This is a genomic window from Prosthecomicrobium pneumaticum (assembly GCF_014199915.1).
Classification (GTDB): Bacteria; Pseudomonadota; Alphaproteobacteria; order Rhizobiales; family Kaistiaceae; genus Prosthecomicrobium; species Prosthecomicrobium pneumaticum.
This window is the reverse complement of sequence record NZ_JACHOO010000004.1, coordinates 362,206-382,705: the sequence shown is the minus strand read 5'-3', so window position 1 is coordinate 382,705 and position 20,500 is coordinate 362,206. Positions and strand designations below refer to the sequence as shown.

The 20,500-nt window shown below is 69.5% G+C and carries 22 protein-coding genes and 1 tRNA gene; 6 read left to right on the top strand and 17 right to left on the bottom strand.

Going from position 1 to position 20,500, the window contains the following annotated elements:
* Positions 1 to 31 precede the first annotated feature (31 nt).
* Complete coding sequence (pdeM, locus tag GGQ63_RS12125; RefSeq protein ID WP_183856126.1) at positions 32 to 745, top strand: ligase-associated DNA damage response endonuclease PdeM; 714 nt, start codon at positions 32 to 34, stop codon at positions 743 to 745.
* A gap of 6 nt (positions 746 to 751) precedes the next feature.
* On the opposite strand, the gene GGQ63_RS12120 is transcribed toward pdeM, so the two are convergent.
* Genes GGQ63_RS12120 through darT form a run of 4 tightly spaced genes read right to left on the bottom strand, consistent with a single transcriptional unit; the run spans position 752 to position 2,828 of the window.
* A complete protein-coding gene (locus tag GGQ63_RS12120) occupies positions 752 to 883 on the bottom strand; it encodes a hypothetical protein (protein WP_343061136.1) in 132 nt (43 codons plus the stop codon).
* Complete coding sequence (locus GGQ63_RS12115; RefSeq protein ID WP_183856124.1) at positions 884 to 1,114, bottom strand: RNA-binding protein; 231 nt, start codon at positions 1,112 to 1,114, stop codon at positions 884 to 886.
* Positions 1,114 to 2,196 (bottom strand): type II toxin-antitoxin system antitoxin DNA ADP-ribosyl glycohydrolase DarG, encoded by a 1,083-nt coding sequence (gene darG / locus GGQ63_RS12110; protein WP_183856122.1) that lies wholly within the window; start codon positions 2,194 to 2,196, stop codon positions 1,114 to 1,116. Before darG ends, GGQ63_RS12115 begins: the two co-directional genes overlap by 1 nt.
* Positions 2,196 to 2,828, bottom strand: a complete 633-nt coding sequence (darT, locus tag GGQ63_RS12105; RefSeq protein ID WP_183856119.1) for a type II toxin-antitoxin system toxin DNA ADP-ribosyl transferase DarT — start codon at positions 2,826 to 2,828, stop codon at positions 2,196 to 2,198. Before darT ends, darG begins: the two co-directional genes overlap by 1 nt.
* Positions 2,829 to 3,060: 232 nt before the next feature.
* Here darT and GGQ63_RS12100 point away from each other — a divergent pair, with 232 nt between their 5' ends.
* Positions 3,061 to 4,392 carry an MATE family efflux transporter gene (locus tag GGQ63_RS12100; protein ID WP_246429740.1) on the top strand — a complete coding sequence of 444 codons (1,332 nt, stop codon included), beginning with the start codon at positions 3,061 to 3,063 and terminating at the stop codon, positions 4,390 to 4,392.
* 40 nt (positions 4,393 to 4,432) lie between these two features.
* Here the strand turns inward: GGQ63_RS12100 and GGQ63_RS12095 are convergent, their stop codons facing one another.
* From GGQ63_RS12095 to GGQ63_RS12080, 4 genes are read right to left on the bottom strand one after another with little or no spacing between them, the layout of a single operon-like run.
* Complete coding sequence (locus tag GGQ63_RS12095; RefSeq protein WP_183856117.1) at positions 4,433 to 5,518, bottom strand: quinone-dependent dihydroorotate dehydrogenase; 1,086 nt, start codon at positions 5,516 to 5,518, stop codon at positions 4,433 to 4,435.
* Positions 5,515 to 5,859 (bottom strand): DUF952 domain-containing protein, encoded by a 345-nt coding sequence (locus GGQ63_RS12090; protein WP_183856115.1) that lies wholly within the window; start codon positions 5,857 to 5,859, stop codon positions 5,515 to 5,517. The genes GGQ63_RS12095 and GGQ63_RS12090 overlap by 4 nt, the downstream gene beginning before the upstream one ends.
* Positions 5,860 to 5,901: 42 nt before the next feature.
* Positions 5,902 to 6,384, bottom strand: a complete 483-nt coding sequence (locus GGQ63_RS12085; RefSeq protein ID WP_183856113.1) for a MarR family winged helix-turn-helix transcriptional regulator — start codon at positions 6,382 to 6,384, stop codon at positions 5,902 to 5,904.
* Complete coding sequence (locus GGQ63_RS12080; protein WP_183856111.1) at positions 6,381 to 6,806, bottom strand: organic hydroperoxide resistance protein; 426 nt, start codon at positions 6,804 to 6,806, stop codon at positions 6,381 to 6,383. The genes GGQ63_RS12085 and GGQ63_RS12080 overlap by 4 nt, the downstream gene beginning before the upstream one ends.
* Before the next feature lie 276 nt (positions 6,807 to 7,082).
* Here GGQ63_RS12080 and GGQ63_RS12075 point away from each other — a divergent pair, with 276 nt between their 5' ends.
* Positions 7,083 to 7,721, top strand: a complete 639-nt coding sequence (locus tag GGQ63_RS12075; protein WP_183856109.1) for a S24 family peptidase — start codon at positions 7,083 to 7,085, stop codon at positions 7,719 to 7,721.
* A gap of 86 nt (positions 7,722 to 7,807) precedes the next feature.
* On the opposite strand, the gene GGQ63_RS12070 is transcribed toward GGQ63_RS12075, so the two are convergent.
* Both GGQ63_RS12070 and GGQ63_RS12065 read right to left on the bottom strand, forming a co-directional pair.
* The gene (locus GGQ63_RS12070; RefSeq protein WP_183856107.1) at positions 7,808 to 8,434 is read right to left on the bottom strand and encodes a LysE family translocator; all 627 of its coding nucleotides are present in this window, start codon (positions 8,432 to 8,434) and stop codon (positions 7,808 to 7,810) included.
* A gap of 785 nt (positions 8,435 to 9,219) precedes the next feature.
* Positions 9,220 to 10,104: a transporter substrate-binding domain-containing protein gene (locus tag GGQ63_RS12065; RefSeq protein WP_210308479.1), complete on the bottom strand. Its 885-nt coding sequence runs from the start codon at positions 10,102 to 10,104 to the stop codon at positions 9,220 to 9,222.
* Positions 10,105 to 10,208: 104 nt separating this feature from the next.
* On the opposite strand from GGQ63_RS12065, the gene GGQ63_RS12060 reads away from it, so the two are divergent.
* Complete coding sequence (locus GGQ63_RS12060) at positions 10,209 to 11,978, top strand: glycosyltransferase family 2 protein (protein ID WP_183856105.1); 1,770 nt, start codon at positions 10,209 to 10,211, stop codon at positions 11,976 to 11,978.
* Positions 11,979 to 11,992: 14 nt separating this feature from the next.
* Here GGQ63_RS12060 and GGQ63_RS12055 read toward each other — a convergent pair whose 3' ends face one another.
* Complete coding sequence (locus GGQ63_RS12055) at positions 11,993 to 12,385, bottom strand: hypothetical protein (protein WP_183856103.1); 393 nt, start codon at positions 12,383 to 12,385, stop codon at positions 11,993 to 11,995.
* A 203-nt stretch (positions 12,386 to 12,588) separates the two neighbouring features.
* Here GGQ63_RS12055 and GGQ63_RS12050 point away from each other — a divergent pair, with 203 nt between their 5' ends.
* Positions 12,589 to 13,257 (top strand): transaldolase family protein, encoded by a 669-nt coding sequence (locus GGQ63_RS12050; protein ID WP_183856101.1) that lies wholly within the window; start codon positions 12,589 to 12,591, stop codon positions 13,255 to 13,257.
* Positions 13,258 to 13,271: 14 nt separating this feature from the next.
* On the opposite strand, the gene GGQ63_RS12045 is transcribed toward GGQ63_RS12050, so the two are convergent.
* The 5 genes from GGQ63_RS12045 to GGQ63_RS12025 form a co-directional block, all read right to left on the bottom strand.
* Positions 13,272 to 14,012, bottom strand: coding sequence for a GGDEF domain-containing protein (locus GGQ63_RS12045; RefSeq protein ID WP_246429759.1), 741 nt, complete (start codon positions 14,010 to 14,012; stop codon positions 13,272 to 13,274).
* A gap of 314 nt (positions 14,013 to 14,326) precedes the next feature.
* Positions 14,327 to 14,452 carry an RHS repeat protein gene (locus GGQ63_RS22225; protein WP_183856097.1) on the bottom strand — a complete coding sequence of 42 codons (126 nt, stop codon included), beginning with the start codon at positions 14,450 to 14,452 and terminating at the stop codon, positions 14,327 to 14,329.
* Positions 14,453 to 14,881: 429 nt separating this feature from the next.
* Entirely contained in the window at positions 14,882 to 15,205 is a 324-nt protein-coding gene (locus GGQ63_RS12035; protein WP_183856095.1) for a hypothetical protein, read from the bottom strand.
* 5 nt (positions 15,206 to 15,210) lie between these two features.
* Positions 15,211 to 16,410 (bottom strand): RHS repeat-associated core domain-containing protein, encoded by a 1,200-nt coding sequence (locus GGQ63_RS12030; RefSeq protein WP_183856093.1) that lies wholly within the window; start codon positions 16,408 to 16,410, stop codon positions 15,211 to 15,213.
* 87 nt (positions 16,411 to 16,497) lie between these two features.
* Positions 16,498 to 16,572 (bottom strand) — tRNA-Gly (locus tag GGQ63_RS12025).
* A gap of 379 nt (positions 16,573 to 16,951) precedes the next feature.
* Between GGQ63_RS12025 and GGQ63_RS12020 the strand changes: the two genes are divergently transcribed.
* On the top strand, positions 16,952 to 17,374 hold the full coding sequence (locus tag GGQ63_RS12020; protein ID WP_183856091.1) for a hypothetical protein: 423 nt from the start codon (positions 16,952 to 16,954) through the stop codon (positions 17,372 to 17,374).
* Positions 17,375 to 17,415: 41 nt separating this feature from the next.
* On the opposite strand, the gene GGQ63_RS12015 is transcribed toward GGQ63_RS12020, so the two are convergent.
* Entirely contained in the window at positions 17,416 to 20,499 is a 3,084-nt protein-coding gene (locus GGQ63_RS12015) for a DEAD/DEAH box helicase (protein WP_183856090.1), read from the bottom strand.
* Position 20,500: the final 1 nt, after the last annotated feature.

The window sequence follows — 20,500 nt, the reverse complement described above, 5'->3', positions numbered from 1 at the left end:
CCGACAGACGAGACCCGACCCGCCGAACCCGATGACGCCGCCGACCCGCCCCCTCTTCTGTGCCACGCCGGCGCCCTTCCGGCTCGCCGGCGTGGCGCTTTCCCTGCTCGCCGAGGGCGCGCTGTGGTGGGCGGCGGAGCGCACGCTGATCGTCGCCGATCTGCATCTCGAGAAGGGCTCGTCCTTCGCCCGCCGCGGCATGCTCCTGCCGCCCTACGACACCGGGGCGACGCTCGCCCGGCTCGCCGCCCTCGCCGTGCGGCTCGAGCCCGCCCGCATCATCGCGCTCGGCGACAGTTTTCACGACCGGCGCGGCGCGGAACGGCTCGCCGCCGCCGACCGCGAGACGCTCGTCGGCCTCACCGCGGCCGCGGAATGGATCTGGATCGCCGGCAATCACGATCCCGAGCCGCCCGAAGGCGTCGGCGGCTGGGCGACCTCGGAACTGGCGATCGGGCCGCTCCATGTCCGGCACGAGCCGCGGGCCGGCGCCCTGCCGGGCGAGATCGCCGGTCACCTCCATCCCGCGGCGCGGGTTGCGGCGCGCGGCCGCTCGCTCCGGCGCCGCTGTTTCGCCGCCGACCCGCACCGTCTCGTCCTGCCCGCCTTCGGCGCCTATGCGGGCGGCCTCAACGTGCTCGACCCCGCCTTCTCGACGCTCTTCCGCGGCCGCGCCTTCCATGCCTGGGTGTGCGGCGCGGAGACGGTCCACCCCGTCGCCGCCGCCCGCCTTCTCGCCGGCTGACGCCGCTCAGGCGCCGGCGAGCGCCGCCGCGCTGCGGTGGAGAATCGCGTGACGGTCGGCGAGCGCGTCGAGATCGTCCGAGTAGCCCCCGCCGATCACCCCGACGAGCGGCACGCCGCGCATCCGCACGCCCGGCACTTACTTTCGCCAGCGCTTTTCCGCCGCCCTCCTCGCGATCTCAGCACGACGCTCCGGCGTCATGTTCTCGGCTCGCTTCTTTCCGCCTTTTGAGCCAAGCTCTTTGGCGGCAGCACTCTTGCCGTCGACCTGCACCTGATCGGCTTCCTCGCCTGTGGCAATGCGCATAACGCGGACGGCGCTGCCGATCAGGTCGGCTGGTCGCTTCTGGCCTTTGGGTCCCGTGGGCATTAGCTCGCCTGCTGCACTAAAGAGCTTTCCTTGAGGGCATCTAGCGCCACCTTGATGATACGATCATCAAACAGTCGCAACTTACGCTCAGCAGCGTCTTCGCCACCGGGCCACTTCCGCAGAGCTGCCCTGATCTCGCTAACTTGAGGGACGATTTTTTCGTGACACACCAGCCAATCGACAGTCGCAAGCAACTCCATTCCTAGGGGGGACTCAAAGCCGTCGATAAGTTTGCTCGTGGCTTCCAAAGCTGCGCGATATGGCTTTGCATCAGTGGTGGAGAAGTAAGCTGAAACGAGCTCCTTTCTCCCATCATCGAAACGAATGGGTTCAAAAGGCCCGGCATCACCAAGTCGTTTGTCGCAATGCAAATAGCTTCCGTCTAGGGCATTCAGCATATGCTTCATCCTGTCCGAATAGGGGCCGTATTTATTAGGTCCGAATTCAAAATGAAGCGCGCCAAGCCCATCTCGATTAGCGAATCTCTCCACGAAATAGCCAAGCTTCTGAACTTCGAGCAAAGAGCATTGGATTCCGAGAACACAATACCTCCTGACAAGCTCGGCTATCAACGCTCGCGCTGGAGTCAATTTATCGACGCCTGTACGCTTGGCAACATTCTGATATTGCCGAGTTGGCTCATAAATCACGACTTCCACGTCTTTAAGAGAATCAAGCTTAGAAACGATAAGTTTGCGAACATCAGGCCAATCCAAGCCCCCGTTACCAGCACCTAACGGTGGAATAGCGATGGACCTGATGTTGTTACACTCCACGACGGCTTTGAGATCGTCCAGACCCTTCGCTATCCATTCAATCTTAGACGGATATCGCCAGTGAGACTTCGTAGGAAAGTTGATTATCCATTTTGGGCCATAGAGGTCGTTCCGCTTCGTAACAAACATCTCGCCAAGCCGCACGCGTTTGTCATCGCAAGCAGCTTCATAGAGCTTGAAGTTTTCGGGGAACGCCTCTTTGAACATCAACGCGATGCCCTTCCCCATGACCCCGACGGTGTTGACGGTGTTGACCAGAGCTTCAGTGTCAGCTTCGAGGAGGTTACCATGGACAAATTTGACCATCAGAGGAACCATCTCCTTTCTGCCTTGACCTTCACCTTCGCGCCGGCTTTGGCGGCGGCAGCTTCGATCTCGGCCATAGCGCCTTCGTCATAGCAAACGATGCCAAGCAGGGCAGCGATCGGGACGTGCCTATATACAAGCGCTTCAGCCTGATATTTCTCGAACTTGTCAATATCATCTTTCGTGAAATCGCGCGCTTGCAGGGTCGGCCAGATAATCCAATTCAAGTCGGCCAAATCGTCCGAGAATTGCGCCAACTTCAGATAGGCATGCCGGTCGGTAAACACAAACGGAACCTTCAGCTTGGCTAGGCGATGAAGCGAAGATACGAGGATCGCGATATCTCGCATCGGGCGCTGCTTGATCCCGTTGTAACCGGTCTTAATATTATACAGCATAGGACTGTAGGGCGTGAAATAGAAGGGAACGTAGTCGCTCAAAGTACCACCCGGATCGATTGGAACCGCCTTGTCCGTGCGCTTCTGGATCAGCTCAGGATTCCCAATCTCGGTATATTTTACGCCCTTCATGGTTGCGCGGCAGTGGCAACCGTCAACCAGCATTGGCTCGATATTGTCCCTGTGGACAATCCGGAAAATGAGCGCTTTCTCAGGGTTAAGGTCTTTGGACATGATTCGAGCGTAGGCTGCCATATGCTTAGCGGCAAGCACAGCCCGCAATGGGTATCGTGGCTACGCTATTGACAAGATTTTCAAACTGAGAGGCTACCGCGGGGCGCCCGCTCTGAGCATATAGGACGGCCGGCGCCTCTGTCATCGCCAACGCGACCGGCGAAGATCCGAGGCCGCCCTTCCCGGCGCGGCGCGAAGCGGCTACCGCTCGGCGCCCCGGAGACCGTTCCCTTTGCAGACCCGTCGCGAGAGCCGCCCCTTCGCCGTCACCCATCGCGGCATCCTCGCCGTCGCCGTGCCGATGACGCTCGCCTATCTGTCGACGCCGCTGCTCGGCTTCGCCGACATGACGGTGATCGGCCGGCTCGGCGATCCGGCGCTGCTCGGCGGCGTCGCGCTCGGCGCGATCGTCTTCGACTTCATCTTCGCGACCTTCAACTTCCTGCGCGCCGGCACCACCGGCTTCACCGCGCAGGCGCTCGGCGCCGGCGACCGGCGCGAGATCGCAGCGATCGTGCTGCGGGCCCTCGTGCTCGCGGCGGTCGCCGGCCTCGCCGCGATCCTGCTCCAGGTGCCGATCCTCGCCGCCGCCCGTGCCGGGCTCGGCGGCAGCCCCGAAGTTCAGGCCGCGCTCGCCGATTATTTCACGGTGCGGATCCTCTCGACCCCCTTCGCGCTCGTCAATTACGTGCTGCTCGGCTGGCTGGTCGGGCTCGGCCGCTCCGGCGTCGCGCTCCTCTTGCAGACCGTGCTCAACGGCCTCAACATCCTCTTCACGGTGTGGTTCGTGCTCGGCCTCGGCCATGGCGTCGTCGGCGCCGCCTGGGGCACGACGCTCGGCGAGGCGGCGACGGCGGTGATCGGCCTCGCGATCGCGGCCCGGGTCCTCTCGCGCGAGCGGCTGCCCCGCCGGGCCGCCATCTTCGACCGGCACGCGCTCTGGCGGATGGTCGCGGTCAACCGCGACATCATGATCCGCTCCTTCGTGCTCCTCTTCGCCTTCTCGTTCTTCTCGGCGCGCGGCGCCGCGATGGGCGATGTGGTGCTCGGGGCGAATGCGATCCTGATGAACTTCTTCCTGATCGGCGGCTATTTCCTCGACGGCTTCGCCGCCGCCGCCGAGCAATATGCCGGCCGCGCCGTCGGCGCGCACTACCGCCCGGCCTTCGACCGCTCGGTGCGGCTCACCGTGCTGTGGGGCTTCCTCCTCGCCGTGCCGGCGACGCTCGTCTTCCTCCTCGCCGGGCCGGCGCTGATCGATTTCATGACGACGAGCCCGGCTGTGCGGGAGACCGCGCGCACCTATCTCGTCTGGGCGGCGCTGACCCCGGTCGCCGGCGTGCTCGCCTTCCAGATGGACGGCGTCTTCATCGGCGCCACCTGGTCGCGCGACATGCGCAACATGATGCTCGTCTCGCTCGTCCTTTTCCTCGCCGTGTGGGCGGTCGCCGAGCCGCTCCTCGGCACGCACGGCCTGTGGCTCGCCCTCCTCGTCTTCCTCTCGGCGCGCGGCGTCTCGCTCGCCTGGCGCTGCCGGGTGCGGGCGGCGGAAACCTTCGCCTGAGAGAAACCTTCGCCTGAGAGAAGCCTCCGCCGGACGGCGCTCAGGGCGCCTCGTTCGCCCAGCGCTCCGTCTCGCTGCCGACCGCGTCGGCGATCGAGGCGATGCCGCGCCGGTCGAGGATGCGCGAGAGGCCGGAGAGGATGTCGCCGACGAGGCCGGGGCCCTCATAGACGAGCGCGGTGTAGAACTGGACGAGATCGGCCCCTGCCGCGATCTTCGCGAAGGCGGTCTCGGCGCTCTCCACCCCGCCGACGCCGACGAGCGGCATGTCGGGGCCGACGAGACGCCGCATCTGGGCGAGCCGGATGGTCGACAGCCGGAACAGCGGCCGGCCGGACAGCCCGCCCGCCTCCTTCGCCGCCGGATCGGCGAGCGGCGGCCGGCCGATCGTCGTGTTCGTCACGATCAGCCCGTCGACGGCGCGGGCGCGCGCCACCTCGGCGATGTCGGCGAGCCCCGCCTCGGGCAGGTCGGGCGCGATCTTGAGCAGGATCGGCAGGCGCCGGGCGACGCGCTCCTCCTCCTCGTCGCGCGCGGCGAGCACGCGCACCAGCAATTCGTCGAGCGCGTCCTTCGCCTGCAGGTCGCGCAGGCCCGGCGTGTTGGGCGAGGAGACGTTGACGGTGAAATAGCCCGCATGGGCGGCGAAGGCGCGGATGCCGGCGACATAGTCGGCGGTGCGGTCGGCGCTGTCCTTGTTGGCGCCGATATTGATGCCGATCAGGCCCGGCCGCCTTCCCCGCGCGGCGAGATGGGCGGCGAGCGCGGCATGGCCGTCATTGTTGAAGCCGAGCCGGTTGATCACGCCGCGATCCGCGACGAGACGGAACAGACGCGGCTTCGGATTACCGGCCTGCGGCCGCGGCGTCACCGTGCCGATCTCGACGAAGCCGAAGCCGAGCGAAAGCAGCGCGTCCGGCACCTCGCCATTCTTGTCGAGGCCGGCGGCGAGGCCGAGCGGATTGGCAAAGGAGAGGCCGAAGAGATCGCGCCGCAGGCGGGAATCGCGGTCGGGCGCGACGCGGCCGTGCAGGCCGGCGCCGAGCGTCTTGAGGGCGAGGCCGTGCGCCACCTCGGCGTCGACGCGGAACAGGGCCGGCCGGACGAGACGGCTGAAGACGCTCACGAAAGCGCCTCCGGAAAGACGTGCCGGCCGTCGGCCCCGAGCGGCAGCTCGGCGACCCACAGCACGGCGGCAAGCTCGAGCGGCGCGTAGAGATGCGGGAACAGCGCGCCGCCGCGCGACACCTCCCAGCGGAGCGCCGGCCCGAGCGCCGCATCGTCGACCGCGACGAGCACCAGATCGCCCTGCCCGGCGAAATGCTTCGCCGCCGTCTCGACCGCCTGGCCGGCGGTCGAGAAATGGATATAGCCGTCGGCGTGGTCGACCGGCGCGCCGGTGAAGACGCCCCGTTCCACCGCCTCGGCCCACAGCGCGCGCGGCGCGATCTTGTAGACGATGCCCATGGCGCGGACCCTATCGGCGCGCCGTGTGCGGTGCAACGGGCGTCACGCCTCGGGCCGCGTCCCGGCGAGGAGGTCCACCACCTTCTGCACGGCGTCGCGCAGCGTCCCGAGTTCGGCCTCGGTCACGCCCGTCCCGGCGAAGAGCGTCAGCGGCACGTCGCGCGCCCGCTCCTGCAGCGCGCGCCCCGCCGGCGTGAGGTCGATCAGCACGCGCCGCTCGTCGGCGGGGTCGCGCCGGCGCGAGACGAGCCCGGCCGCCTCCATCCGTTTGAGGAGCGGCGTCAGCGTGCCGCTGTCGAGATGGAGCAGGTCGCCGAGCTCGCCGACCGTCTTCGGCGTGTCCTCCCACAGCACCAGCATCACGAGATATTGCGGATAGGTGAGGCCGAGCGGCTCTAGCACCGGCCGGTAGCGCCGGGTCAAGAGGTTCGAGGCGGCATAGAGCGGGAAGCAGACCTGCATGTCGAGCCGCAGCAGGTCGTCCCGCTGCGGCCCTGCATCCGGCCGGTCGGCCGCGCCGCTCATCGCACCGCGACGGTGATGGCGACGTCGATATTGCCGCGCACCGCGTTCGAATAGGGGCAGACGGCGTGCGCCTCGGCGACGATGTCCTCGGCAGCGGCGAGCCCGATCCCGGCGATCACCACGTCGAGCGCGGCGGAGAGCTCGAAGCCGCCCGTGGCGTTCGGGCCGATGCCGACGGTGGCGACCACCTCGACCGCCTCGTCGGCGAGCGGCGAACCCTTGCGCCGCGCGACATGCAGCACCGCATTCTCGAAACACGCCGCATAGCCGCCGGCGAAGAGCTGCTCCGGATTGGTCGCGTCCTCCTTGCCGCCGAGGCCCTTCGGCAGGGCGAGCCGCACATCGAGCAGCCCGTCCTCGCTGCGGATCGCCCCGTGCCGTCCGCCGACCGCCTTCACCTTCGCCGTATAGAGCGTTGCCATGATCGTCTCCTGTTTTCGCTTTTCTACCATTAGATTTTTTGCAATATGATTGTCAAGAGCAATTCTCGCGACCGACTTCCGCTCGGCGCGCCCCCTCTCCCGCGGCGCGGGAGAGGGTGACATTGACCGGCGCTCTCGTCCGCTTCCGTTCGCCTCGTCCCGCCGCCACGCGAAGCGGAAAGCCCACTGCCCGCCTCTGGACAAGCCCGCTCGCCCGGGCTAGAGGTGAAGAAGAGGGATATATTCCTGTCCGGCGGGCAGTCCCGCGGAGGCGCGATGCTCTCGCACGAGCAGATCTGGGCGGCGATCGACCGGCTGGCGGCGCGGCACGAGATGTCCGCCTCCGGCCTTGCGAAGCGTGCCGGGCTCGATCCGACCACCTTCAACCGTTCGAAGCGCTTCGCCGGCGACGGCCGGCCGCGCTGGCCCTCGACCGAGAGCATCGCCAAGGTGCTCGAAGCGACCGGCGAGGGCGTCGGCGCCTTTCTCGGCCTCGTCGGCGGTCCGCGCACCGATCCCGCCTGGCAGTTCGCGCCGGTTCCGCTGCTCGGCTTCGCGCAGGCCGGCGCCGGCGGCTTCTTCGACGATGGCGGCTTCCCGGTCGGTCAGGGCTGGGACGAGGTGCCCTTCCCCGGCCAGGTCGGCGACGGTGTCTATGCCCTCCAGGTGTCGGGCGATTCGATGATGCCCGTCTATCGCGAGGGCGACATCATCCTCGTCGCGCCGACGGCGCAGACCCGGCCGGGCGACCGCGTCGTCGTGCGCACGCGCGACGGCGAGGTGATGGCGAAGGTGCTCGCCCGGCGGACGACCAAGACCGTGGAGCTCGCCTCGCTCAACCCCGCCCATCCGAGCCGGCTGGTCGCCCTCGTCGATCTCGAATGGATCGCCCGCATCGTCTGGGCGAGCCAGTAGCGCCGGCCGACGGGCGGCGCCGCACCCTGCGGCGAGACTTCGGGCGCGAAGCGCCGCACCTGCGGCGGCGGAGCGCCGCGGGAGACTCACGCGGCCGAGCGCCGCCAGGCCGCCGCCATCAGCCCGGCGCCGACGAGGAGCGAGCCGCCGACCCGGTTGACCGCCCGCTGCACGCCCGGCCGGCGGATCGTCGTGCGTGCCGCCGCCGCCATCAGCGCATAGGCCGCGGCATTCGCCGTGGCGAGCACGAGGAAGGTGGTCTCGAACACCACCATCTGCGGCAGGAGCGGCTCGTTCTGGACGAGGAACTGCGGCAGGAAGGCGACGAAGAAGACGATGCTCTTCGGATTGAGCGCGGTCACCGCATAGGCGTGCAGGAAAGCGCGCAGCGGCCGCGCCACGCCGGCGGCCGCCACCGCCGCCTCGCCGACGGGGGCGCGGAAGAGCTTGATGCCGAGATAGACGAGATAGGCCGCGCCGACCCATTTCAGCACGGTGAACAGCGCCGCCGAGGCGGCGAGGAGCGCGCCGAGGCCGAGCATCGAGGCGGTCATCGCGGTGAAATCGCCGAGCGCGACGCCCGCCACCGTCGCCCCGGCGAGCCGGCGGCCATGGCCGAGCGCATAGGACACGACGAGCAGCACCGTCGGCCCGGGAATGGCGAGCATGACGGCGGCGGCGAGGGCGAAGGCGAGCCAGTGCTCGAACGACATGGGCGATACTCCGACGATCGCCCCGAGCAATCCACGGATGCATGGGGAAGGCAAGACCCACATCGCGCGCCGAAGAGCGGCTTCCTCCATCCCTGTTCCCCGGGTCGGGGCGGGGGCGTGCGGGAACGAGCCCGCCGGACGATCGAACCGGAGCGGACGATCGCCACCCAGAGCACCCGTCACCCCGGCCTCCGTGCCGGGGTCCATGATCGTGACGCCGGGCGGGCGGCGCAACGATCCCGTCCCATGCAGCCGTCATCCGCGGAGGGATCCATCCTGCCGAGCCGTCCCGTGTTGCATGGGGCCGCGCCCTCTCGAAAGCGAGGACGGAAAGCGTCCTCCCAGCACACCTCACGTCCCGATTATGGATGCCGGCACGGAGGCCGGCATGACGGGTGGAGAGGGCGGATCCAAAGCCTGCGCCGGGGGTGCTGGAGGAAACCGGCCGGGCCGTGCGGGGAGCGAGCCCGCCGGACGATCGAGCCGGAGCGCACCATCGCCACCCAGAGCACCCGTCACCCCGGCCTCCGTGCCGGGGTCCATGATCGTGACGCCGGGCGGGCGGCGCACCGCCGCCGTCCCGATCAGCCGCCATCCGCGGAGGGATCCACCCTGCCGAGCCGTCCCGTGTTGCATGGGTTCGGCCCAGATCCTCCACCTGCGCCGCTCGGGCAGGGCCGCCGCAGCGCGGATCGGCTGACGCCCTTCGGGTCCGCCGGACCGGGGCACGAAGGGCGCCCGGACGGCGCCCCCCTGCGGCATGAGAACCGCCGCGGAGCCGGCGCTCAGAAGAAGCCGACCGGGAAATAGCGCAGATAGAGCTCGGCGAAGGTGCCGCGGTCGTAGAGCGCGTCGAGGGCCGCGTCGATGCCGGTGCGCAGCGCCGTCGCATCCTTCGGCAGGGCGATCGCGAAACCCTCGCCGAAGAAGCGCTGTTCGAGATAGGGACCGCCGACGAAGCCGCAACAGGCGCCCGCCGCCTCCGACTGCAGCCAGAACGAGAGCTGCACCCCGTCGCCGAAGAGCAGGTCCGCCTTCTGCTCGCGCAGCGCCGTCCGCACCGCCGCATCGTCGGCCAGGGCGAGGCGCTTCACCGTCGGGAACAGCGCGGCGAGATAGGCCTCGTGCGCCGTGCCGGCCCTCACCGCCACGGTCCGCCCGGCGAGCGCCGCGGGCGACACCGCCGCCGGCTCGGCGCCGCGGCGCGCCACGAACCGCGCCGGCGAGCGGAGATAGACATCCGAGAAGGCGAGCATTCTGCGGCTCTCGGGCGTGATCGCGATGCCGGCGAGCGCGGCGTCGACCCGCTTCGCGGCGACCGCATCGGCGAGCCCGTCATAGGGCCGCACCTGGATCGTGCAGGCGATCATCAGCTCGACGCAGATCGCGCGGGCGAGATCGACGTTGAAGCCGGTCGGCTGCCCATCGGGACCGATGAAGCTGAAGGGCGGAAAGTCGTCGACGGTGGCGAAGCGGATGCCGGGAATGGAGCCGGCCGGCGGCCGCTCGATGCGGCGCGCCGGATCCCAGAAGTTCGGAATGATCGGCGCGGGCGGCGAGGCCTGTCCGGCCGCGGCCGGCAGCGCCGCCGCCGGGACGAGTGTCGCCAGCACGAGCGCCACGGGGCCGAGGAGGCGCGCCGCGCGCCAGCGCCGCTTCGTACTGGTCATTGCCGCCGATCTTCCCTAACGTCATCCCGCCGGGGACGGCGGCGCGGGCGAGCATAGCCGAAAGCGCCGGCCTCTGCATCGGCGGCTCTGCCGCGGGGGCGGGCATGGCGGACCACGGGACGACGGACGGGACGGGGGCGGATCGCGGCGAGGAGGCGCTCTATCGCGCCCGTGCCACCTCGGCCGGTCTCGCCTTCGTCGGCGAAGCCGCGGCCGCCGGCCTCGCCGCATCGCGCAATGCCGCGCTCGACGATCCGGCGCAGATCGCCGCCGCCATCCGCACCGGCCGGCTCGCCTTCGTCGACCGGCCGGAGGGCCGCCTCCTCTTCATCGCACCGACCGAAGAGGAGACCGCCGCTTTCCGCCGGCAGCACGGCGGCCCGCCGGGTTTCACGGCACGCCTGCGCGTGACGACGCCGCGGGCGATCCGCGGGATGCTCCTCGCCGTCGCCGCGTCGCGGCTTGCGGAAGACGCAACCGGCCGGCTCGCCGCCACCACGCCCGACCTGTCGGCGCGGCTGCGCGTCACGCCCCGGCAGACCGCGCCGCTCGTCGCGACCGTCCTTCTCCTTCTCGGCGCCGGCCTCGTCGCCCCGATGGCGACGCTCGCCGCGCTCAATCTCCTCGCCGGCCTGCTCTTTCTCGCGGTCGCGCTGCTGCGCCTCGGCGCCGCGGAACTGCTCCTCGCCCGCCGCCGCGCCCCGCCTTCGCCGCGCGCGCCGGACGAGACCCTCCCCGCCTATTCTATTCTCGTCCCGCTCCTCGACGAGGCGGCGATGGTGCCCGCGCTCGTCGCGGCGCTCGACCGGCTCGACTGGCCGCACGACAAGCTCGACGTGAAATTCCTCGTCGAGGCGCACGACGTCGCGACGCGCCGCGCGCTCGAAGGCGCCGCCGGCGCGGCACACTACGAAATCCTCGTCGTGCCGCCGGTCGGCCCGCGCACCAAGCCGAAGGCGCTCAGCTTCGCGCTGCCGCTCTGCCGCGGCGCCTTCGTCGCGGTCTATGATGCCGAGGACCGGCCCGATCCGGCGCAGCTGCGCGCCGCCGCCAAGGCCTTCGCGGCGGGCGGCCGCAGGCTCGGCTGCGTCCAGGCGCCGCTCGTGGCCGTGCCCCGCCGCGGCGGCTGGGTCGAGCAGCTCTTCGCGCTCGAATACGCCACTCTCTTCGACGGACTGCTGCCGGCTCTCGCCAGGCTCGGCATGCCCCTCCCGCTCGGCGGCACGTCGAACCATTTCCGCACCGGCGTGCTCGACGAGATCGGCGGCTGGGATCCGTTCAACATGACCGAGGACGCCGATCTCGGCATCCGGCTGGCGCGGCTCGGCTATCGCAGCGAGACGATCGCGCCGCCGACGATCGAGGAGACGCCGCCGACCGCCGCCGTCTGGCTGAAGCAGCGCACGCGCTGGTTCAAGGGCTGGGTGCAGACCTTCTTCGTCCATACCCGCCGGCCGCTCCGCCTGTTCGCCGAACTCGGCCCGGTCGGCAGTTTCGGCTTCACCCTCACCGTCGCCGGCATGATCGTCTCGGCCGCGATCCATCCGCTCTGGCTCGGCACGGTTGCAGTGGCGGTGGTCGCCCCCGCGCTGCTCGCCGGCGATGGCGGGCTGCTCGGCCGCGGCCTTCTCGCCTTCAATCTCGGCAATCTGGCGCTCGGCTATGCGGCCTATGTGCGGCTCGGCCTCGTCGCGCTCGCCGCGCGCCGGCGCCGCCCGGCGCTCGCGACGCTCGCCCTCGTGCCGGTCTACTGGCTGATGATGTCGGCGGCGGTCTATCGGGCGTTCTGGCAGTTCCTCGCTTCCCCCCACCGCTGGGAGAAGACGCCGCACGGGGCGAAGGCGCTCACGCCGCGCGTCGTCTATCCGTCCTGAGCGCGGCCGCGGCCTCAGCCCTGCGGGGAGAGCACCGCCTCGCTCTCGCCGATCCGCGTCTCGATCTGCTCGAGCGGCACGCGCACCAGCGCGGAGGTGTTCTCGTCGATCAGCCGCTCGATGGTGATGGTGCGCGAGACGCGGCGCGGCGCGCCGCCGTCGAGCACCAGGCAGTCCGGCGCGATGTAAGGCCAGCTCTGCATCTCGCAGCTCGTCCGCACCGCGCTCGCCAGCCGGTCGCCGCGCGGCGCGGCGGCCGTGCTGCCCGCCTCGGCCGTGCCGCCCGTCGCGCTGCCGGCCCAGAGCGTCAGCCCGAGGGCGACGAACGCCGCCGCGCCGGCGAGGCCGGCACGCGTCCGGGTCCCGAGAAGGGTCCGGGTGGAAAGGATGGTCGGTTCGGTCCTCATCGTTCTCGCGCCCTCGCGGAGCGCCCCCTGATCTCACCGGCTGCCGCCGTTTCGCGGCCTCAACGCCGAGCCGCTCGCTTGGCTCCTATCAATCATCCGCCGGCCGCCGCCGCAGTGATGGGGGTCACAAGAATCGCGCGACGGAAACCGGATGCGGCGGCGCGCCGGCTGCGCTATTCGACGGGAGAGCGGAGGAGGGTGCGATGGGCGGAACCGGGTTGCGGCTGTTTCTCGATACGGCGGAGGAAGCGGCGTGGCGGGCCTGGCTGCCGAGCGGGCTGTTCCATGGCGTGACCACCAATCCGACGCTGCTCGCCGCCGCGAGGAAGCCCTGCTCGGTCGGCGAGATCGAGCTCCTCGCCTCCGCCGCCTTCGGCCTCGGCGCGCAGGAACTGCAGGCGCAGAGCTGGGGCCGCACGGCGAAGGCGCTCTACACCAACGGCCGGGCGCTCGCCGCCATCGACGACCGCGTCGTCGTCAAGGTCCCGATCACCCGCGAGGGCGCGGAAGCCGCGGCGCGGCTGATCGCCGAGGGCGTCGGCGTCACCATGACGGCGGTCTACGCCGCCCATCAGGGCCTGTCGGCCGCCGCGCTCGGGGCGCGCTATGTCGCGCCCTATCTCGGCCGGATGAACGATGCCGGCCGCGACGGCTTCGCCGAGATCGTCGCCATGGCGGAGCTGATGCGGGCGGCGGGCGGGGCGACCCGCATCCTCGTCGCGAGCCTGCGCGCCGCGGACGATCTCGTCCGCCTCGCCCGCGCCGGCGTCGACACCTTCACCTTCGGGCCGAAGGTCGCCGAAGCGCTGTTCGCCGACCCGCTCACCGCCGCGGCGGCGGAAGCCTTCGAGAAGGCGGCCGAAGGCGGCTGACGGCCGCCGGAGCGTCAGGCGCGGAGCGCCGCGCCGGGCGCGAAGGCGATCCGGTTCCGCCCGTCGCGCTTGGCGTCGTAGAGCGCGCGGTCGGCTTCGGCGAACACCTCCATGAAGCTCGCCCCCGGCCGCCGCACCGCGACGCCGGCCGACAGCGTCACCTGCACGGCCGCCTCGCCGACGAGCAGGGGCACGGCGGCGATCCGTTCGCGGAACAGCCGCAGCGCCTCGACCACCTCGTCCGGCGCGTCGCGTGACAGCAGCGCGAATTCCTCGCCGCCGATCCGGCAGAGCGGACCGTAGCGACCGAGTTCGGCCGCCATCATCCGGCCGACCCGGCGGATCACCTCGTCGCCGGCGAGGTGGCCATAGGTGTCGTTGACGGCCTTGAAGCGGTCGATGTCGACGATGGCGAGCACCATCGTGCCCAGATGCGTTTCGGAGAGTTCCATCATCGCCCGCCGGTTGGGCAGGCCGGTCAGGGGATCGGTGCGGCCGATCGCCTCGGCCTCGGCGCGCGCCGTCTCGGCCTCGCGATGCGCCCGGCCGACGAGGTTGAACAGCGGCATCGCGACGATGATCGCGAACAGCACGGTGAACAGCCAGGAGCGCAGCGCGGCCGGCCAGCCCTCGAAGAAGAGCAACTGGTTCGCAATGTCGAGGCACAGCGCGGCGGTGACCGCCACCAATGTCCCGCGCAAGACGAAGAGACGCAGATCCCGGTCGCTGCGGATCCGTCCCACAAGACGTCTCATCGTCAAGATCGCTCTCCTTCGAGACCACCGGAGGCGGATCCCTCGTTATTTTAGACGAGTGCCCTTGGGTCAGGCAAGAAGACGGCGGCAGCAAGGCGCGCGGCCCGCGCGCCGCGCCGGTGAGATGGACCGGCTGCGCCGCCGGCCGGGCGCGCGCGATGCGAGAGGAAGTGCCGCGCACCTCGGCAGAAAGGCGCGCGACGCCCGAGGCGCCGTCGATCTCAACGCCGCTCACATAATAGGTCGTCTCCGGCACCGCCGGCCCGGAACCGCCCGACGCCGGGGTGAAGGTCGAGGCGGCGGCCCGAGCCGCCCTAGGTAGAGACGGTGGTGCCCGCGGCCGTCGTCACCGAGACCGGACGGTTGTCGCCGTCATAGGCGAGCGTGCGGCCCGAACCGGAGACGAGATTGCCGTTGCCGTCATAGGCAAAGGCCGCCACGCCGACCGAGGGACTTGCCCCGGACCTGATCCGCGATCGGACGCCGATGCGGGTTACCCGCGCCGACCGCTCCGCCGGGCCGATCGGACCGACGGGAGCGGCAGCGCCGTCACCTCATCGATTGGCATCATTGGATAATTTGGCTCGGGCGACGGCAGCGTAGCTTCAGCGACTGCGCTTTTTCCCCCGCCAACTCAACCCCCTACCACCCATGCGAGGGGGCGCTTTTGGCTCGCTGTAGATTCCCGCCCCCCTCCGGCGATCCCAGAGTCTCGCGACGGTGCCGATGATCGGGGAAGCGATTCAACCGCTTGGCACCAACATGGCATCAGGAGGCTCCCCCATGGCGCCAGCTGCGTCCCTAAATAATGATGTGCGGACAACGGCTTAGCCCTATGGGGCAACCCATTACCTTCATCTTGCTGTCGCTCACACCCCCAAAGAAGTCAAACGCTGCATTGCTTCCTGAATGGCAGACCGCCCCTCTGGGACATAGATCGCAAGCTCATCGTCCTTCCCGTGGGGATATCCGATCAGGCTGTTCATAGAACCGATTACCGCGCAGCTAAATTCAGCCTGATCAACAGTCTGAATAGGCCAATCCTCATGGACCTGCTGCACCGTTCCACGATCTACGCCGATCAGCGTCTCAAACTCCCAATCGGGAAAAAAGCTACCCTCGACAGTCGCTTTAAGTGCGCGTCTGACGGTTTCGATCTCAGCGGATGAGAGGGTTTCAGCTAGCGAGTCCATGTGCATCACCTTAACGTCTTGATGTAGGTGTCCGGGTTTTTGGGTCGGAAGGCTGCACCGCCATCCGCCGCTCGCGGATTCGTGATGACTATCGTGTTGGTCGTTCGATCGTAGAAATACGCTCTCCCCCGCGCCAACAGGCCGGACTCAGTTGGGTTATTGATCACCTTCTCAATGTGCTCTGCAAACTGAGTTCGCGTGCGAATTCCTAAGTCGCCAAACTCGGCCCGCGAAGGGTTGCCTACGCCCAGAACGTGCTTCTCGAAAGCATGTCCGCCGGCGATCTCCTGCGACGTCAATTGGTTTCTAAGGCGGATGCCATCGACGACATTAGTTGCGGGCGAAAGCGCGGTTCCCTCCGCGACGGCGGCAGACCTTGCTAAGCCCGCCCCAGCGACGTGAACGACGGTGCCCAGCGTCGCGTCGAAGACAAGGTTCTCGGTGTCCGTCTCTTCGCCAAGTAGATACCGGGTCGTGGTGCCCCCGAGCATCGAGCCGCCGACGCTGCCGGCGAGGCTCGCACCACCCGGCACGGTGGCAAGGGCTCCGGCGACAGTGCCGCCCGCCGCGGCAGCGCCAACGCTCTTCCAACTCGTGATCGTACCGCTCTGATAGACCTGCCGCCCGGCCTCGAAACCGCCTCCCATGATGGCGCCGAATACCGCACCCAGCGCCTGAGCGAAGAAATGCCCGTTCGGGTCGCTCTTGTTGACGGGGTCGTTGCCGGCATAGGCGTAGCGGTTGGTGCCCACCGCGTTGGCGAGCCAGCCGGCGGGGTTGCCTTCGAGGGCGGATCTGGCGTCGACCGGGTCCCAGTCGTCCGGCGTGACGAAGCGGCCGAGCACCGGATCATACCAGCGGGCGTTGAGGTCGATCAGGCCGGTGTCGCGGTCGTGCCGCTCGCCGATGAAGCCGCGCTTCTCGTCCCCGCAGGCCGAGGCCGAGACCGGGATACGGTCGCCATAGGCCGTGAAGCGCTGCTTCAGTGCGGCGGCGCCAGTGGCGCGCCCCCGGGCCGACCCGGCCGCGGCGGGCGTCGCGGTCCATCTCTGGCGGCCGGGGCGCGGCGCGCAATCTCGGCGAGGAGCCGGCATCCTCCCGCAGACTACGGCCCAGGCGAGCCGGACCGAGGCGACACAGCCACCTGCCCGGCAGAACAGCCCGAAACCAGTTCGGGACTTTTCCGGGACCTTCTGCGCCAACATTCCCGAACCCGAGAATTCCGGACCCGATCTGTTCACGGCGCAGTCTCCGCGCCTCACCGAGAAATCATTGAAAAACGAGGAGGTTTTTGGAGCGGGTAGCGGGAATCGAACCCGCGACATACAGCTTGGGAAGCTGTCGTTCTACCACTGAACTACACCCGCGCACGACGGCAGAAAGCCCTGCGGCCCATCCGTCTCGCCCACGGCCGCCCGAAAGCGCCGTCCGCAGCCTTGCTTGTATCCGCTCCACCCCCTGTTGATCAAGGCCGTCCGACGCGCGACCAAAGCGGCGACGGGGTACATCGGCGTCACAGGGGCGGACCTGCGCGACCCTGCGCGCGGTGAGCGGGCACGCCGACGGCTCGCGGCTCGGCGCGGCCCTCCGGCCGGCCTCGCCGGCGATCGGCAGGTCGGGCGCCGTTCGACGACGAGCCGATCATGAAGCCCGTGCGGCCACCGCAGGCCTACAAGGGCGTCAACGCCCTGCTGATGCGCAAGGGGGGCCCAGGATTTTCGCTCGGGTCAGTCCTTCAATCACACCATGTTCTTCGGCGAGAACGTCGATATCCATCACATCTTCCCGCGGCGATGGTGTGAGGAACGCGGCATCAAGCCTGAGATCTACGACTCGATCATCAATAAGACGCCGCTTTCCTATCGGACGAACCGGCTGATCGGCGGCGAGGCGCCGTCCCGCTATCTGGAACGGCTGGAGCGCGGCAACAGCGACGCTCCGCCGATTTCGAGAGAAAATCTCGATACCTTCCTCCGCTCTCATCTGATCGAGCCCGAATTGCTGCGCGCCGATCGGTTCGAGGCGTTCATGGCGGACCGTCAGGCGAAGCTCCTCGCCATGATCGAGGGGGCGACCGGCCAGCGCGTCCATCGCGGCGAGGAGCGGGACGAGGGCGTCGAAGCGGACGAGGAAACGGTCGAGGCGGAATTCACCATGGCGGCCGCCTGAGGGCGGCCCCGCCCGCGGCCCGGGTCGGGCGGGGAGAACGGTCACTCCGCGAGGATCGATCCGTCCTCCTGCCATTCGGGCGGCGCGAGGCCGTCGCGCGCGAACATGGCGTGCATCGCCCGGCGGACCGGATCCTCGCCCTCCCCCTGATGGTCCGCCCCGGCGCGCAGCATCGCCTCGAGATGCGCGGCGTCCTCCGCGGTGTCCCCCATCGGCCAGAGCGCGGCCTCCGCGAGCTTGCGCTTCCTCTGCATCAGGCTGTGCAGGAGACAGTCGAAGGAGCCCTCGCGATAGCCCGTATGGATCGCCATCGGCAGGTGGATCGTCACCGGCCGCGTCTGGCCGATCCGGTGGACACGATCGTTGCACTGTTCCTCGACGGCGGGGTTCCACCAGCGCGAGAGGTGGACGACATGGGTCGCCGCGGTGAGCGTCAGACCCGTTCCCGCCGCCTTTGGGCCGAGCACGAGAAGATCGAAGCCCGGCCCGCTGCCGTGCTTCTGGAAGCGGTCGACGATCTCCTGCCGCTTCCTGATCGGCGTGTCGCCATTGATGAGGTCGATCGCGGCGAGGCCGAGTTCGGCCTTGGCGAGCTCGATGAAGCGATATTGCATGCGGCGATGCTCGACGAAGACGAGCGCCCGCTCGCCCTTCGCCCTGATCCGGCGCAGCAGATCGAAGCAGGCGGTCAGCCGGGCGGATGCAGCGATGAAATCCCCGGCCCGCCGGTCGCCGTCGAGATCGGGGTGGACCGACACGGTCCGGATGTGGTGCAGCATGGTCAGCGCGGCGCCCGCTCCGCCCCGCGCCAGCTTGAGCCGGGCATCCTCGTAGGCGAGCTGCTGCGGACCCGGCATGGCGCGCGGATAGAGCCGCCGCCGCTTGGCGGGCAGATCGGTCGCGACGTCCGATTTCAGCCGGCGGATGCCGATCGGCGGGACGCCCTCGCGCGGATCGAAGACGCGGGCGTGGAGATCGGCCATCGCCGCGGCATCGGGGCTGCGATAGCGCGCCCGGAAGTCGGCCTCGGTGTCGAGCCGCCCGGGCGCCACACGGTCCATGATCGACCAGAGGTCGAGCACGCTGTTCTCGATCGGCGTTCCCGTCAGGCCGATCGTGAAGTCGGCCTTGACCGTCCGCGCCGCCGCGGCGCGCATGCTGCGGTTGTTCTTGAGCGCCTGGATCTCGTCGAAGACGGCCGCCGCGAAGGGAATCGGCGCGAGCGAGTGCTGATAGTTGGTGAGCGTGGTGTAGGTGGTCAGCACCCAGAAGCGATGCGCCCGACCCTCGGCGATCGCCTCCTGAAGAAAGGCGAGATCGAGCGTCGCCGCGCCGCCGTCGATGTCGCGGCCTCGGGCTCCGGCCCGTTTGCGGGTGCCGGTCCCGGCGCCATAGAGCCGGATGACGTGGCCGAGCCCCGGCTCGCGCAGATGCCGGGCGACCTCCTGCTCCCAGTTGAGAAGGAGCGAGGTCGGCGCGACGATCAGCAGCGGCCGGCGCAGCGCGGGCTCGACCATCTCCGCCTGCAGCCAGGAGAGGAAGGCGATCGTCTGCAGCGTCTTGCCGAGACCCTGCTCGTCGGCATTGAGCACGCCGGGGAGCCCCGCCTCGAAGGCGGCGATCTGCCAGGCGAAGCTCGCCTGCTGATGCGGCTTCAGCGGCGTCTTCACGAGGGCCGGAAGGTCGCGGCTGCGCACCCGCCGGGGCGCGAGCGCGGCGAACCATTCGAGTTCGCGCAGATTGCTCTTGCTCGCGAGCACAATCGGCTCCGTCCGGTCCCGCCCGGGCTCCTCGTCCGGATCGGACGAGACCTCGCTCGCGAGGCGCGCGCCGATCGTCGCGAGCGTCTCGGCGCCGGCGGGAATCTCGAGGCCGTCGCGCAGCACCGAGGGCCGGCCGGCCTCGATCGCCGCCTCGACCTCCCGCCTCAGTGCCTCGAGGGCTTCCGGCGTCTGCGCGTCGAGATGGCCGCTCAGGCGCCGGCTGAAATCCTCCGGCAGCCAGGTCGTTCCGCCCCCGCCATCGGGCGGCGCCTGTTCCCGCTCGAAGGGCGCGACGCCCAGCACGCGCTCGGAATACTGCGCCGTCTCGACGAAGACGGGGCCGGCGAAGGCCTCCGCCGCCTCTTCGACGTCCTGCGGATCGAGCCCCTCGAAGAGGCCCCTCGCCTCGCGATCCGCCATGATCGCCTCGGTGAGGCGCGGACGCGGGTCGGCCATGAAGGCGCGGCGCTCGGCGCTCGGCGCGCGCTGCCGCTCCGCCATCACCTTCAGCGCCGGCATCGCACTGCGGTCGATGATCAGATAGCTGCCGGGCCGGACGCGATAGGCCGGCAGGGCGCCGCGGTCCCGCAGCCGGCGCTGGAAGGCGACGAGCGTCTCGCCCTCGAGCTCGCCCTGCGCCTCGTCCACCTCGCCTTCGTGCGCTGCGCCCGCTCCGCGCAGGCGCTCGCGCGAGAAGGGAACGACGTCGAAATCGTCGCCCTGCGCCGTCGGCGAGATCGAGAAGGCGTCGGCGAGCCGCACTTCGAGGCCGGACAGGAAGTCGGTCATCGAGATCCGCGCCGCATCGTCGTTGCGGCTCATCGTCAGACCCGGCTCGAGCGCCTGGCGGAAGCGGGCGAGCGCCTCCCAGTCCGAGGCGTCCGCCCCGCCCGTGCGGGCGGCGTCGGCGATCTCGATCGCATCGAGCATCCAGTGCGGCACGAGGCGGTCGCCCTGCGCCGTTTCGAGAATGGCGCCGACCCGCGTCGGCCATTGCGTCTGCCCGGCTTTCGTCCAGCGATAGACGAGCCTGAAGCCCGATGCGCCGACCACGCCCTCGACATCGGTGCTCAGCGTCAGGTCGACCGGCTTCGGCAGGCCGAGCGCCCGCGCACCGGCCGCATCGAGCTGCGCCGCCAGCCGGTGCGACAGCCGGATCCGGTCGTCGGCGATCTCGAGCTGGCGCGGATCGTCGCCGCTCAGCGCCCGCAGATCGGCGATCGCGCAGATCAGATCGCGCTCCGAGGCCGGCAGGTGGCGCAGATCGCCCGCAGAACGGCGCGCGAACAGGCGGGCGAGGCCGGCCTTGCGGACCGGAAGCAGCGTGATGCCCTCGGCATCGACGTCGTAGCGCAGTTCCATG

Bases quoted from the DNA above. Each gene is read 5' to 3' on its own strand.
- darT (WP_183856119.1), bottom strand. From the start codon at position 2,828: ATGTCCAAAGACCTTAACCCTGAGAAAGCGCTCATTTTCCGGATTGTC.
- GGQ63_RS12035 (WP_183856095.1), bottom strand. From the start codon at position 15,205: ATGGACTCGCTAGCTGAAACCCTCTCATCCGCTGAGATCGAAACCGTC.
- GGQ63_RS12090 (WP_183856115.1), bottom strand. From the start codon at position 5,859: ATGGGCATCGTCTACAAGATCGCGCCGCGCGCGCTGTGGGCCGAGGCG.
- GGQ63_RS12020 (WP_183856091.1), top strand. From the start codon at position 16,952: ATGTTCTTCGGCGAGAACGTCGATATCCATCACATCTTCCCGCGGCGA.
- GGQ63_RS12115 (WP_183856124.1), bottom strand. From the start codon at position 1,114: ATGCCCACGGGACCCAAAGGCCAGAAGCGACCAGCCGACCTGATCGGC.
- GGQ63_RS12065 (WP_210308479.1), bottom strand. From the start codon at position 10,104: ATGACCAGTACGAAGCGGCGCTGGCGCGCGGCGCGCCTCCTCGGCCCC.
- GGQ63_RS12050 (WP_183856101.1), top strand. From the start codon at position 12,589: ATGGGCGGAACCGGGTTGCGGCTGTTTCTCGATACGGCGGAGGAAGCG.
- GGQ63_RS12030 (WP_183856093.1), bottom strand. From the start codon at position 16,410: ATGTTGGCGCAGAAGGTCCCGGAAAAGTCCCGAACTGGTTTCGGGCTG.
- GGQ63_RS12085 (WP_183856113.1), bottom strand. From the start codon at position 6,384: ATGAGCGGCGCGGCCGACCGGCCGGATGCAGGGCCGCAGCGGGACGAC.
- GGQ63_RS12015 (WP_183856090.1), bottom strand. From the start codon at position 20,499: ATGGAACTGCGCTACGACGTCGATGCCGAGGGCATCACGCTGCTTCCG.
- darG (WP_183856122.1), bottom strand. From the start codon at position 2,196: ATGGTCAAATTTGTCCATGGTAACCTCCTCGAAGCTGACACTGAAGCT.
- GGQ63_RS12045 (WP_246429759.1), bottom strand. From the start codon at position 14,012: ATGAGACGTCTTGTGGGACGGATCCGCAGCGACCGGGATCTGCGTCTC.
- GGQ63_RS12060 (WP_183856105.1), top strand. From the start codon at position 10,209: ATGGCGGACCACGGGACGACGGACGGGACGGGGGCGGATCGCGGCGAG.
- GGQ63_RS12075 (WP_183856109.1), top strand. From the start codon at position 7,083: ATGCTCTCGCACGAGCAGATCTGGGCGGCGATCGACCGGCTGGCGGCG.
- pdeM (WP_183856126.1), top strand. From the start codon at position 32: ATGACGCCGCCGACCCGCCCCCTCTTCTGTGCCACGCCGGCGCCCTTC.
- GGQ63_RS12070 (WP_183856107.1), bottom strand. From the start codon at position 8,434: ATGTCGTTCGAGCACTGGCTCGCCTTCGCCCTCGCCGCCGCCGTCATG.
- GGQ63_RS12080 (WP_183856111.1), bottom strand. From the start codon at position 6,806: ATGGCAACGCTCTATACGGCGAAGGTGAAGGCGGTCGGCGGACGGCAC.
- GGQ63_RS12055 (WP_183856103.1), bottom strand. From the start codon at position 12,385: ATGAGGACCGAACCGACCATCCTTTCCACCCGGACCCTTCTCGGGACC.